11 protein-coding genes are annotated in these 13,656 nt (G+C 29.8%); all 11 read right to left on the reverse strand.

What is annotated here, in order from left to right:
- Positions 1-164: 164 nt before the first annotated feature.
- A complete protein-coding gene (gene pgsA, locus K0039_RS02940) occupies positions 165-707 on the reverse strand; it encodes a CDP-diacylglycerol--glycerol-3-phosphate 3-phosphatidyltransferase (protein ID WP_228103558.1) in 543 nt (180 codons plus the stop codon).
- The gene (gene rimO / locus K0039_RS02945) at positions 691-2,028 is read right to left on the reverse strand and encodes a 30S ribosomal protein S12 methylthiotransferase RimO (RefSeq protein ID WP_228103559.1); all 1,338 of its coding nucleotides are present in this window, start codon (positions 2,026-2,028) and stop codon (positions 691-693) included. The genes pgsA and rimO overlap by 17 nt, the downstream gene beginning before the upstream one ends.
- Entirely contained in the window at positions 2,022-3,080 is a 1,059-nt protein-coding gene (mnmH, locus tag K0039_RS02950; protein WP_228103560.1) for a tRNA 2-selenouridine(34) synthase MnmH, read from the reverse strand. The genes rimO and mnmH overlap by 7 nt, the downstream gene beginning before the upstream one ends.
- A 3-nt stretch (positions 3,081-3,083) precedes the next feature.
- Positions 3,084-5,519, reverse strand: coding sequence for an FtsK/SpoIIIE family DNA translocase (locus K0039_RS02955; RefSeq protein ID WP_228103561.1), 2,436 nt, complete (start codon positions 5,517-5,519; stop codon positions 3,084-3,086).
- A gap of 162 nt (positions 5,520-5,681) precedes the next feature.
- Positions 5,682-6,533, reverse strand: coding sequence for a ClpP family protease (locus K0039_RS02960; RefSeq protein WP_228103562.1), 852 nt, complete (start codon positions 6,531-6,533; stop codon positions 5,682-5,684).
- Positions 6,534-6,664: 131 nt separating this feature from the next.
- Positions 6,665-7,870: an aspartate kinase gene (gene dapG, locus K0039_RS02965; protein ID WP_228103563.1), complete on the reverse strand. Its 1,206-nt coding sequence runs from the start codon at positions 7,868-7,870 to the stop codon at positions 6,665-6,667.
- 9 nt (positions 7,871-7,879) lie between these two features.
- Positions 7,880-8,125, reverse strand: coding sequence for a YlmC/YmxH family sporulation protein (locus tag K0039_RS02970; RefSeq protein WP_228103564.1), 246 nt, complete (start codon positions 8,123-8,125; stop codon positions 7,880-7,882).
- A 104-nt stretch (positions 8,126-8,229) separates the two neighbouring features.
- Positions 8,230-9,471 (reverse strand): M16 family metallopeptidase, encoded by a 1,242-nt coding sequence (locus K0039_RS02975; protein WP_228103565.1) that lies wholly within the window; start codon positions 9,469-9,471, stop codon positions 8,230-8,232.
- Between the two features lie 93 nt (positions 9,472-9,564).
- Positions 9,565-10,314 (reverse strand): polysaccharide deacetylase family protein, encoded by a 750-nt coding sequence (locus tag K0039_RS02980; RefSeq protein ID WP_228103566.1) that lies wholly within the window; start codon positions 10,312-10,314, stop codon positions 9,565-9,567.
- A gap of 252 nt (positions 10,315-10,566) precedes the next feature.
- Positions 10,567-12,672 (reverse strand): polyribonucleotide nucleotidyltransferase, encoded by a 2,106-nt coding sequence (gene pnp / locus K0039_RS02985; RefSeq protein ID WP_228103567.1) that lies wholly within the window; start codon positions 12,670-12,672, stop codon positions 10,567-10,569.
- Positions 12,673-12,801: 129 nt separating this feature from the next.
- The gene (locus K0039_RS02990) at positions 12,802-13,644 is read right to left on the reverse strand and encodes a DegV family protein (protein ID WP_228103568.1); all 843 of its coding nucleotides are present in this window, start codon (positions 13,642-13,644) and stop codon (positions 12,802-12,804) included.
- Between the last annotated feature and the right edge of the window lie 12 nt (positions 13,645-13,656).

Here is a 13,656-nt window from a genome sequence, read left to right on the forward strand (position 1 = left end):
CTTAGTCAATTGAATTTAAGCTTTATCTTCAACATATATTATAAATTAGTTTAAATATAAAGACATACATTTATATTTATAAACTTATATATAAACTTTTATACGAATATTTTTTATTTTTTAAAAAAATCCTTCCTGAATTTAATTCAGAAAGGATTTATAATTTATTTACTATTCATAAATAATTCTTTATTTTTATATAAGTAGTCGGCTCCAGAGTATAAAGTGAAAAATGTTGCAATTAACATAAATATTGTTCCAACCTGTAATAATAGGCTATTATCTATATTAGCTCCAAGAAGTAATATTATTATTGCCAACATTTGACTTATTGTCTTTATTTTTCCTCCGCCACTGGCTGCTATAACTTTTCCATCAGCTGCAGCTATAGCTCTTAGGATACTTACTGTAAGTTCTCTTGCAACTATAATAATTACCATCCAACCTGCAACTAAATTTGATTCTATCATACATATAAGAGCTGATATTACTAATAGCTTATCTGCTAAAGGATCCATAAATTTTCCAAAGTCAGTAACTAAATTATTTTTTCTTGCAATATGACCATCTAGAGCATCTGTTATTGATGCAATAATAAATATTAAACAGGCAATTAAATAATGGTTTGTAATGTCTAACATCATTATAATTACAAATACCGGTATTAACAAAATTCTAAGTAATGTTAATTTATTTGGTAAATTCATCTTGTATATCCCCCATTAAATCATACTCTAGGGCAGTGTTTATTTTAACATTCACAAAATCTCCTGGCTCTAGATCAGTATGTGATTTTACATATACTATACTATCAATTTCTTCTGCATCTAGTTGAGTTCTTCCAATATATACATTATCCTCAATTTGCTCTTCTATTAAAACTTCATATGTCTTTCCTATTTTGCTTTGGTTTATTTCTTCTGAGATGCTTTGTTGAACCATCATTATAACATCTCTTCTCTCTTCTTTAACTTCTTGTTCTAAATGATTAGGAAGGTTATCTGCTGCAGTTCCTTCTTCTCTCGAATAAGGGAATACACCCAGCTTATCAAACTTAACTTCTTTAACAAATTCCACAAGTTCTTCAAAATCTCTTTCGTCTTCTCCTGGGAATCCTGTTATTAGTGTTGTCCTAAGTGTTGCATCAGGTATTACAGTTCTAATCATATTTATTTTATCTAATAATTCTTCTTTAGTAGTTTGTCTATTCATTAATTTTAATATTTTATTACTTGCATGTTGTATTGGCATATCAAAGTAAGAACAAATATTATCATTTCTTTTTATAACATCTATTAATTCTTTTGTTATTGATTCTGGATATGAATACATTATTCTTATCCATTTTAATCCTTCTATTTTAGCCAATTCTTCTAATAATTGTGGTAATCTTGCATCTCCATATATATCAGAACCATACATTGTAGAGTCTTGTGCTATAACTACAAGTTCTTTCACTCCACCTTGTGCTAAGTTCTTAGCTTCTGCCACTATATCTTCTATTTTTCTACTTTTTTGCTTACCTCTTAATTTAGGTATTATACAGTAAGTACAATGCTTATCACAACCTTCACTTATTTTTATATAAGCCATATACTCTGGTGTAGAAACATATCTTGGTAGATCTTCATTGTAGACAACCTCTATATCATTTAAGCTAACTACTTGTTTTTCTTTTTGTAAATTTTCTAAGATTTCGTCAATACTTTGGTAACTTCCTGTACCTACTATTGCATCTATTTCAGGAATTTCTTCTTTTAATTCGTCTGAATATCTTTGAGCTAAACATCCTGTAACAATAAGTAATTTTAAATTTCCAGTTTCTTTAAGATTTGCAAATTCTATTATAGTTTCTATAGATTCTTGTTTTGCTGATTCTATAAATCCACATGTGTTTACTAATATTATATCTGCCTCATCAAAATCCCCTGTAAGTTTGTAACCCTTTTTATTTAATATACCCATCATTATTTCTGCATCTACTAGGTTTTTCGAACAACCTAACGATTCTAGTGCTATTTTTAACATTGTTTAACTCCTTCCTTTGCTGTCTTATGAAAACTTATTAATTTTTCTGTTATATCATTTATGTCTTCAAATTTCATTATGTCGTTATATTTATATTGGTTTACTGAATGCATATAAAGAGGATCATAGTAAAATACTAAAAACTTTTCAACTAACTCTTCATAATTTTCATTATCTAATAATTCTAAGTATTCATCTACAGTTTTATTTCCAAGTCTTTTTCTAAATGTATTTATACATTGTCTTAAGGCTTGTATATTATCTTCATTTCTATCATAAATATAATCTTTACAAAGTCTTTTTACTCTGTCTTTTATATCACATTCTATAAGTATGTGATACCCATCTCTTATTATTGCTTCATATATATCACTTGGCACTAATGAATGACCTACTCTTTTACTTTCACTTTCTATAAATAAGTAATCACTCTTTGAGAAAAATAAAGATTCAAATATTCTAGAGTCAAAAGTTTTTTGAGTTGGTGGCTTTTCATCATAAGTTATAAATCCAAATACAGAACCAGTATTTCTGGCCATATACTCCAAGTCTACTACGTCTATATTGTTTTTCTCTAATTCTATTAATAACTCTGTTTTTCCAACTCCAGTTAATCCATGAAGAACTATAAATTGCTTTTTATTCATTATATTACTTAAATAATTTTGTACATAATTTCTATAAGATTTATAGCCTCCTTCTAATTTATACATATCTATGCCAATGGAGCTAAGTAAATTGGCTACAGAACCACTTCTCATTCCACCTCTTGCACAATATATTACTATATGTTCATATTCACTTGACAATTCTTTTGCTAATTTGTACATATCTTTTAACTTTGGAGAAACAAAGTCAAAGCCTTTATCTATAGCTTCATGTTTCCCCTCTTGTTTATATATAGTTCCAACCTCACAATACTCATCATTATCAAATAATGGCATATTGTAAGCATTTAATATATGATCATCTAAATATTCTTTTTCTGTTCTAACATCTATAAAAATTGTTTTTTCTAATTTTAAAGCATTTTCTATTTTAATTGTTTTCAAATTTTATTCACCTTCTAATTTTGCTAATTCTTCCATTGTTATTAATACTTTTCTAGGCTTGCTTCCTTCACTAGGCCCAACTATTCCTCTTTCTTCCATTGAATCAATTAGCCTAGCTGCTCTGTTAAATCCTATTTTGTACTTTCTTTGCAACATAGAAGATGATCCTTGCCCACTTTGTACTACAAAGGCAATAGCATCTTCTAAGAATTCATCCACATCATCATTTTTAATATTAGCAGTTTTTGAAATAGTTTGTATTATTTCTTCTTCATACTTAATTTCTTCTTTTACTTGTCCTTTTACAAAGTTTATTACTTTTTCAGAGTCATCTTCTGATATATAAGCTCCTTGCAGTCTTACTGGTTTTGCGGCTCCTAATGGATAGAATAACATATCACCTTTTCCAAGTAGTTTTTCTGCTCCACCCATATCTAGTATAGTTCTTGAATCTGTTTGTGATGAAACTGCAAAGGCAATTCTAGATGGAACATTAGCCTTTATAACTCCTGTTATTACGTCAACAGAAGGTCTTTGTGTTGCTATAATCAAATGCATTCCTGCTGCTCTAGCCATTTGAGCGAGTCTACATATATAGTCTTCTACTTCGTTAGCGCATGCCATCATTAAGTCAGCTAACTCATCTATTATTATTACTACTTTCGGAAGTTTTGTTTCACTTTTTTCGTTGTAACTAGTTATATCTTTTACTCCTAAATCCGCAAACAACTTGTATCTTTTATTCATTTCTACTACCGCCCAGTTTAATGCATTTGCTGCCTTTTTAGGATCAGTAACAACTGGTGACAATAAATGAGGTATGCCATTATAATGAGCAAGCTCAACTACCTTTGGATCTATAAGCAATAGTTTTACTTCATCTGGTGTTGCTTTGTATAACACAGAATTTATTATTGTATTTATACAAACTGACTTACCTGAACCTGTAGCCCCTGCTACAAGTAAATGTGGCATTTTACCAATATCTGCAATAACTGGATTGCCACTTATATCTTTCCCAAGCCCTATGGCAAGAGATGATGAATCATCTTTAAATTCTTTACTTCCAATAACATCTCTAAGTCCTACAACCTGTGGTTCATCATTTGGAACTTCTATTCCTATGGCGCTTTTACCTGGAATTGGAGCTTCTATTCTTATGCTTTTTGCAGCTAAAGAAAGAGCTATATCATCTGATAAATTTACAATTCTACTTACTTTAACTCCTGGATTTGGTTGTACTTCGTATCTTGTTATAGTAGGTCCTAGAGTTACTTGACCCATTTTTGTATCAACACCAAAATTAGATAATGTTTTAATTAATAAAGATGCATTTTCTAATGCCTTTCTTTTATCATTTTCATTACCTTTGTGTCCAATTTTAGTTAATAAATCTAAGCTTGGCTTTGTATAGTTTTCATAATTTGATTGACTATTAATCTGTAAATCATTTGTATCTCCTAAGTTTATTGGAGCAGTTTTTTCAATACCAGTATTAGCCTTAGTTTTAGTATTATTCATTGTATCGCTCATTTTAATATTAGGATTTGTATTTTGAAGATCCTTAAGTACATCTAATTCTGGCATACTATTTGTACCTTCTAAAATTTCTAAATAATCATCGTCACTTTTGTTGAAACCTACTATTTTTATTGTTTTATCTTCGTCATCATAATTATTAGGCTCAACTAAGGTATTTTCTATTTCTTCATTTTTATCATTTTTATTAAAAATATTCTTTAAGAAACCTTTTTTATTTTTACCAACTTGAGTAGTTTCATCAACTTCTTCAGTTACTAAATTAATTGCAGACTCTTTTAAGTTCGATACCTTATCTTTTACATTTATATTTCCGCTTTTTATTTTATTAGACTTATTAGTAATACCTTCTATTAGATCTTTTAGGGATATATTAAATGTGTACATAACTGTAATGAATAGAACAAATATACTAATTAACCATCCTCCTGTTAATCCGAATACTGCTTTAATAAAGTATGCTATTGTTGATGTAATTAGACCGCAACCACTTCCATCAATCCCCATTTGCATAACATCTCTATACATATTTGCTTTTAGAGGATTATCCACTGGAATTTTTCTTGCATTAAATAATCCATAAAAAATAAATAAAAAGACTATAAAAATATAGACTGTCTTACTTTTTTTCATTCTATATACATATTCATTTCTCTCAAAAAATCCAAGCATACCTATAATTATTATCAACAATGGAATAATTACGGCAAGAGCTCCAAACAATCCTTTAAAAGTGTCTTGTATAAATTGTCCTATAAGGCCCATGGAATTTGAGTTTAAACTATATAATAAAAATATCCCTATAAATACAGTCACTAGATTGTAATATTCCCCAGATACTATTATTTTATCTTTGTTATGCTTTTTATTCTTAGCGCCTTTACTTTTTTTCTTAGCCACCAATCTCACCTCTTATTTCTTATACCTTATCAATTCAAATTTATAATTTATCCACAGACCAAATCAATTATAAATTCTTTAAAAGTTAAAAGTGTTAATGTATACATTAACACTTTTAATTATTAAATCATTATATCACATATTACTTATTTTAAACAAATCTTATTTATTTCCTTCATTTTTGTTGTCTTCTTTTATTAACTCTCTTAATTTTGCTAATGCTTCTTTTAATCCACCAACTTCATCTATAAGCCCACATTCCACTGCTTCTTTACCTATTAAAACACTTCCCACATCACTTACAAGCTCATCTTTTGCATGCATAAGCTTATTTAACTCTTCTCTTTCTATATTAGAAGTTCTTGTTATAAATTCTACTATTCTTTCTTGCATTTTCTTGAAATATTCAAAAGTTTCGTTAACACCTATAACTAGCCCATTTGTTCTTATTGGGTGAACAATCATTGTTGCAGTTGGAGCAATATAAGAATAATCTCCTGCTGTTGCAAGGGGAACTCCTATGGAGTGACTTCCTCCAAGTACAAGTGTTACAACTTTCTTAGATATACTCTTAATTAATTCTGCCATGGCAAGACCTGCTTCCACATCTCCACCTACAGTATTTAAGATAACTAAAATACCTTTGATTTCATCGCTTTCTTCCACTGAATATAATAAAGGTATTATGTGTTCATATTTCGTAGATTTTTTCTGTGGGTTTCCTACAAAGTGACCCTCAATTTCTCCTATTATAGTTATACATTGAATTTCTTTTTGTGCATTAGAAGGCATATTTGGAACTCCCATTTGTTTTATATCTTGAACTTTATCACTGTCTTCATCTTCATCTTCACCTTCATTATCGCTATTGTCAGCATTATCACTTTCATTGTTTTTAAGTTCATTTTTTTCTTCATCTTCTGTTTCATCTTCAAGTCCCAACTGATTCAAATCATAGTTATTATAATTATTATCATTTATGTATTCATTCATATTGTTTTCTTTTTTTATCATTTATTTCACCTCATATAATATATTTAATTTTATCTTTCCCAATGAGAATGAAATAATTCTTAAGTTTCTTATCTTAAGTTTTGACCACTAAAAAAGCAAGATAAAATATATCTTGCTTTTTTAATCTGATATTAATCTGCAAATTCATTATGAATAGCATGAACAGTTTCTATCATATCTTCTTCTTTTACTAAACAAGTAAGACATGTATATGAATCTGATGATTGTAAAAGAGTAATACCTGCCTTTGATAAAACTCTAACTACTTTTGCAATAACACCAGGAGTCTCTGTGACTTTTGAACCAATTAAAGTTACTTTTGCACAATGCTTTCTAATTTCATATTTTACATAATATTTTTGTAAAATTTCTTCTACAGCAGAAATATTATTTTGTTCCAATGCAAAGGCCTTTTCTTCTGTAAAGAAGTTTATCATATCTAAGTTTATATGCTTTTCTTCCATTTCATTTAATATTTTTGAGAACAATTCTTCGGATGATTTTACTTTAACTTGAGCTATATTATCTTTATGGGCTACTGATGTCATAAATCTAGGTTGGAAGTCTTCGTAATCACTTATTATACCACGAGTTAAACCGATTCTAGTTCCTTTACATGTAGGATTTAAAGTATTTTTTATTTCTAAAACAATTTCTCCATTTTTAGCAAGTTCTACTGCTCTTGGGTGAATGACTTTTGCTCCTTTTTCTGCCATTTGGAATACTTCTTCATAATCACAGTAATCAAGTATTCTTGCTGATGGCTCTATTCTTGGATCAGCAGTCATTATACCATCCACATCTGTGTATATTTGTACAGTTTCACTTCCCAGTGCTTTTCCTATGGCAACTGCAGATGTATCACTACCTCCTCTTCCCAAAGTAGTAACTTCTCCATCCTCTGTACCCCCTTGGAACCCTGCTATAACAACTACTTTGCCTTCATCTAGCTCTCTATGAATTCTTGTTGGATTTATTTCCTTTATTTTTGAATTTGAATAAACCTTAGTTGTTATTATTCCAGCTTGCAATCCTGTTAGAAATATTGATGGTATTCCCCTAGCTTCTAACATAGATGATAGTATTGTTCCTGATATTATCTCTCCACAAGACATTATTAAGTCAAGTTCTCGTTTTTTAGTTTTTTTGTTAACATTAGTACATAAATTTATTAGTGTATCAGTCGCATAGGGCTCTCCCTTTCTTCCCATGGCTGAAACTACTATTACTAAGTCACTTCCCTTTTCCTTGTATTGTTCTATTATATTACACACTTCATTCATTTTTTCAACTGATGCTACTGATGTACCACCAAATTTTTGTACTAGAATCCCCATATATGCCTCCTAAAATATTCCATCGTATTCAATGATTATCATATCATTGCCAATTTTTTTTACATTCCTCCACGGAATTTCTAAGTCTCCTCTATCCCTTTTTATACCAAAAAATCCTCTTTCTCTTGGTATTGAAAGTGCCAATATTTTCCCTGTAGTTTCATCTATTATAATATCGCACTCACCAATTATTCCAAGTCTTTCTCCACTAACTAAGTTTACTATTTCTTTTCCAGCTAATTCAGATAAATTCATATTTTTCACCCCGATAAATTAAAATTCACTTCGTTCATATCGTCAACGATTTATCCTCGTTATTACTTGGGATAAATTCGTTACTCAAATTGAATTTTTTACAATTATATCTGAACACCTTCTACGTTTTTTCCTACTATACACACTCCTAAGTTCTCTATATTAAATACTTTATTAATAACTGCTTCAACTTGTTCCATATTTACGCTATTTATATGTTCAATAATTTCATCTTCGTTTTTGATCTTATTATTAAGCAACATAGACTCACCATGAGATAGCATTTTTGAACTAATACTTTCTAAGCTTAATATATAATTACCTTTTAACTGTTCCTTACTTTCTTTAAGTTCTTCTTCAGTAACATAGTTTTCTTTTATATTTTTTATTTCTTTTATTATTAAGTTATAAACTTCTTTTAAGTATTCTTCACTGGTACTAGCAAATATACCCAACTCTCCACATTTTTTATATAGAGTTTGAGATGAGTATATGGAGTATACTAATCCTTTGTCTTCTCTTATATTTTGAAAAAGTCTAGAACTAGTACTTCCACCAAATATATTGTTTATAACCGCTAAAGCATACGCTTCCTTTTCATTTTCTTCTGGTATAGCTTTTAAATTAATTGCTATATTAACTTGTTCACTATCTTTATTTCTAGTTATAAAACAAGAATGAAACTTAGCTTCTTTTACTTCTATGTCTACTTCCTTTTCTTCCCATTCACTGAATCTTTCTTCTATAAGCTTTACTACTTCTTCAAAATTAAAATTACCACAAATTGATATGACTGCATTATTAGGAACATAATACTTATTATAATGATTTAAAATGTCTTTTCTTTTTAAACTTTTAATAGTCTGTCTATTTCCAAGTATGTTCATACCTAGCCCATCATCAGCATATATATTTTCTACTAATAAATCATAAGACAAATCATCTAAAGAATCTTCATACATTTTTAATTCTTCTAGTATTACTGCTCTTTCTCTGTCTATATCATTATTATTAAAAGTTGAATTTAATATCATATCACTTAAAACATCTATACCTATGTTTATGTGCTCATCTAAAAGATGAACGTAATAGCATGTACATTCTTTATTTGTAAAAGCATTTATTTGTCCACCAATATTATCTATATCTCTTGCTATATCTTTTGCGCTTCTATTTTTAGTTCCTTTAAACAACATGTGCTCAATAAAATGAGACACACCACTTTCCTTAGGTGTTTCTATCCTAGATCCTGTATTTATCCAAATCCCAAGAGATACGGATTTTAAATAAGGTATTTCCTCTCCCACAATGGTAAGACCATTTTTTAGGGTTTTACATTTATACATATCGTCCTCCAAATTCTTCACTACGTCATTATATACTTTAATTTTTACAAGTTAAAAAAATTTATAGTATTAATTATAGTTTAGGAGCTTAATTTAATCAACAATAAACACATCACTAAGTTTTCCTGGTTTTAAGTTTTTTTCTCTTATAATTTGAATAATATCATCTATACATTTTGTTGTGGCATCTGTTGGATGCATTAATACAATACTTCCATCTACTATATTTTTATTCTTTACTCTTTCAATAATTTTCTCAGGATTGTCTCTGTCTTGCCAATCAATAGTATCCACATCCCATTTGAAACATATGTAATTTAAACGTTCTGCCGCTTTAACTGTATTTGATCCAAAAGAACCTGCTGGAGCTTGAAAAAATTTAGTTTCCTCTCCAATAGCATCATCAATTATTTTCTTAGAAGTACTTATTTGATTATAATTATCATCGTAGGAAAGATTAGCATAGTCTAAGTGTTTATACCCATGATTACCTATCTCATGTCCTTCATTTTTAATTCTTAAAAGCAAGTCCTTTTTATTTTCAGCCCATTTTCCTGTAACATTGAAAGTAATATGTACCTTCTCCTTTTTTAAGGTTTCCAAAATAGATATTACATACTCATCCTCCCATCCCAGGTCTACGTTGCAAGTTAATGCAACATAGCCACTATTTTTTTTAGTCCCCTGGGTATAGGGGGCTTTTGCCAAGTCTAGAATATTAATACTTGGAATTGCTTGGTTTTTCTTAAGTGTAAAAGCAATTCCACATATTATAAGCAGAATGATTAGAATAAAAGTTATTATTTTTTTTAGTTTACCTTTGTTTAGCACCATCATTATCATATTGGTTTCCTCCTAATATGTACAAATTATTTCTTATTTTAAGTTTATTATTACAACTTATAATTTATTCTTAGGAATAGGACTTGTTATCTAAAAATTCGCTTCGTTCATGTTGCCAACGATATGCCTTTGCTTACACTTCAATCAAATATGTTGATTAAAATTCAATACCTTTAAGCGATGCATGGACGAAGTTCTTTATAATAAAAAAAACGAGACTATGTCTCGTTCCCTTATTTTATAAATGAATTATTATTTATTTTTTCTTTCCGGTCTAGGTAATAATACTTTTCTAGATACATTCACTCTACCTTTGTCATCTATTTCAGTAACCTTAACTTCTACTTCATCTCCAACGTTTAATACATCTTCAACTTTTTCTATTCTTTCGTGAGCTATATTTCCTATACGAAGTAATCCTTCTTTTCCTGGAAGTAATTCAACGAAAGCACCGAAGTTAACAACTCTTGTTACTTTACCTTTGTATATTTCATTTAACTCAACTTCTGCAACTATATCAGATATTTTTTGCTGAGCTAATCTTATCATATCAATATCTATACCAGCTATGAATACTTCACCATCTTGTTCTATATCTATTTTAACACCAGTTTCATCTATTATCTTAGTTATTACTTTACCACCAGCACCGATAACGTCTCTTATCTTATCTGGTTTAATTCTCATAGTAACTATTTTTGGTGCATATTTAGATAATTCTTCATTTGGCTTATCTATACATTTTCTCATTTCATTTAATATATGAAGTCTGCCAACTCTAGCTTGAGCTAATGCTCTTGTTAATACTTCTTCATCTATACCAGCTATTTTTATATCCATTTGTATAGCAGTTATACCTTTTTCAGTACCTGCAACTTTGAAGTCCATATCTCCTAAATGGTCTTCCATACCTTGTATATCTGATAGTATAGCCATTTTTCCATCATGTTCTATAAGTCCCATTGCAATACCTGCAACCATATCTTTTAAAGGTACACCAGCATCTAATAAAGATAATGTAGAACCACAAACAGAACCTTGAGATGTAGAACCATTTGAACTTAATACTTCAGACACAAGTCTTATAGCATAAGGGAATTCTTCTTTTGAAGGTATTACTGGAAGTAAAGCTCTTTCAGCTAAAGCTCCATGACCTATTTCTCTTCTTCCTGGTCCTCTTGATGGTCTAGCTTCACCAACAGAGTATGCAGGGAAGTTGTAGTGGTGCATATATCTCTTGTTTTCTTCTTCATCAAGTCCGTCAAGTATTTGAACATCACCTAATGCTCCAAGAGTTGTAACTGTCATTACTTGAGTTTGTCCTCTTGTAAATAACCCTGAACCATGAGTTCTTGGTATAAATCCATGGTCACACCATATTGGTCTTATTTCATCAGTTTTTCTAGCATCTGGTCTTCTACCTTCATGAACGATAGCTTTTCTAACTTCTTCTTTTATTATAGAATCTAGCGCAGCTATTATATCATTTCCAAACTCTTCTAAAGTTTCTTCATCAAAACTATTTATAGTTTGTTCTTTTACAGCGTCCATAGCTTCTTGTCTTTCAAGTTTTTCAACAACTCTAACAGCTTCCTTCATTCCTTCAGTAGCTATTTCTCTAACTTTAGCTTCTATTTCAGCATTTGGTTTAGTTTCAACAAATTCTATTTTTTCTTTTCCAACTTCAGCTTGAATTTGTTCTATAAATTCAACTATTTTCTTAATTTCTTCATGCGCTTTTAATATTGCTTCAAGCATTAATGATTCTGGTACTTCATCAGCTCCAGCTTCAACCATCATTACCGCTTCTTTAGTTCCTGATACTACTAAGTGTAGTGAACTTTTTTCTCTTTCCTGCGCTGTAGGGTTTACTACAAGTGCTCCATCAACTAAACCTATGCATACAGAACCTGTTGGTCCATTGAAAGGTATTTCTGATATTGATAAAGCAACTGACGAACCTATCATTGAAACTATATCAGGAGTACAATCTTGATCCACTGATAAAACTGTAGCAACAACTTGCACGTCATTTCTAAAAGTTTTTGGGAATAAAGGTCTTATAGGTCTATCTATAAGTCTTGATGTAAGTATAGCTTTTTCTGATGGCTTTCCTTCTCTTTTTAAGAATCCACCTGGTATTTTACCAACTGAATATAATTTTTCTTCATAATCAACACTTAGTGGGAAAAAGTCTACACCATCTCTTGGTTGAGCTGATTTTGAGCAGTTTACCATAACCATAGTCTCACCATATCTAAGTATTGCACTACCACTAGCAAGTTGTGAAATTTTGCCTATTTCAACAGAAAGTTCTCTTCCTGCTAAATCCATTGTAAAAATTTTATGTTCAAACATTAATGCTTGTACCTCCTCTTATACTGAAACCACTATTTCTTCTATGTACTATATTAACAAAATTACTACTAATTAACAATATAATTATACAATGTAAAGAATTAGTGTTGTAGTATACCCTCTTATTTATTAATTAGAAGAACTTATTGCTAAAATTTGAGGCCCTGTGTGTGCACATATACAAGATCCACCTCTAGTAATAAAGACTTCCTTTGCTTTTATTCTTTTAGCAACTTCTTCTTTAAGTTTTTCAAAATCTGATTCATTAGAACCATATCCTATTGTAAGAACTTTAGATTCTAAATCATGATCATTAGCTTCTAAAATCATGTCTACTAGTTTAGAGGCCACTTGTTTAGCTCCTCTAACTTTTGTTACTATTTTATTTTTACCATCTTCCATGGTGCATATAGGTTTTATATTTAACATATTTCCTACAAAAGATACTACACTTGGTAATCTTCCACTTTCTTTTAAATAATCTAATGTAAAGGGTACGAAAAATAGATTTACACTTTCTCTAATGTCTTCTAATTTATCAACTATTTCATCAGCACATAAATCACTATTTTCGACTAATTCACACGCCTTTATTACATATTGTCCACTTCCTAAAGATAAAAATAATGTATCAAAAACATATATATTTCCAGAAACATCATTTTGGGCCATCATTGCGCTTTGATATGTTCCTGAAGTTTTTGATGATCCAGTTAAGCAAATCACATCATACCCTTCATTTACATATTTTTCAAAAGCCTCTTTGAACTGAATGTATGTCACTTGAGATGTTTTAGGTAAAGTTTTACTACTTTCTAAAACATGATAAAATTCTTGCTTAGTAAAATCTATACCGTCTTTATATTCTTTCCCATTTATGCTGATAGTAAGCGGAATCATATCAAAAAAGTCTTTTTGTTTTATTTCTTCAGGAATGTCGCACATGCTGTCACTCAGTATTTTAATCTTCATGGCTACTGCCCC

Origin of the sequence: Terrisporobacter mayombei (assembly GCF_020748465.1) — a bacterium.
In the GTDB taxonomy this organism is placed as follows: Bacteria; Bacillota; Clostridia; order Peptostreptococcales; family Peptostreptococcaceae; genus Terrisporobacter; species Terrisporobacter mayombei.

Bases quoted from the DNA above. Each gene is read 5' to 3' on its own strand.
- pgsA (WP_228103558.1), bottom strand. From the start codon at position 707: ATGAATTTACCAAATAAATTAACATTACTTAGAATTTTGTTAATACCG.
- rimO (WP_228103559.1), bottom strand. From the start codon at position 2,028: ATGTTAAAAATAGCACTAGAATCGTTAGGTTGTTCGAAAAACCTAGTA.
- K0039_RS02960 (WP_228103562.1), bottom strand. From the start codon at position 6,533: ATGATAAAAAAAGAAAACAATATGAATGAATACATAAATGATAATAAT.
- dapG (WP_228103563.1), bottom strand. From the start codon at position 7,870: ATGGGGATTCTAGTACAAAAATTTGGTGGTACATCAGTAGCATCAGTT.
- K0039_RS02970 (WP_228103564.1), bottom strand. From the start codon at position 8,125: ATGAATTTATCTGAATTAGCTGGAAAAGAAATAGTAAACTTAGTTAGT.
- K0039_RS02975 (WP_228103565.1), bottom strand. From the start codon at position 9,471: ATGTATAAATGTAAAACCCTAAAAAATGGTCTTACCATTGTGGGAGAG.
- K0039_RS02980 (WP_228103566.1), bottom strand. From the start codon at position 10,314: ATGATAATGATGGTGCTAAACAAAGGTAAACTAAAAAAAATAATAACT.
- pnp (WP_228103567.1), bottom strand. From the start codon at position 12,672: ATGTTTGAACATAAAATTTTTACAATGGATTTAGCAGGAAGAGAACTT.
- K0039_RS02990 (WP_228103568.1), bottom strand. From the start codon at position 13,644: ATGAAGATTAAAATACTGAGTGACAGCATGTGCGACATTCCTGAAGAA.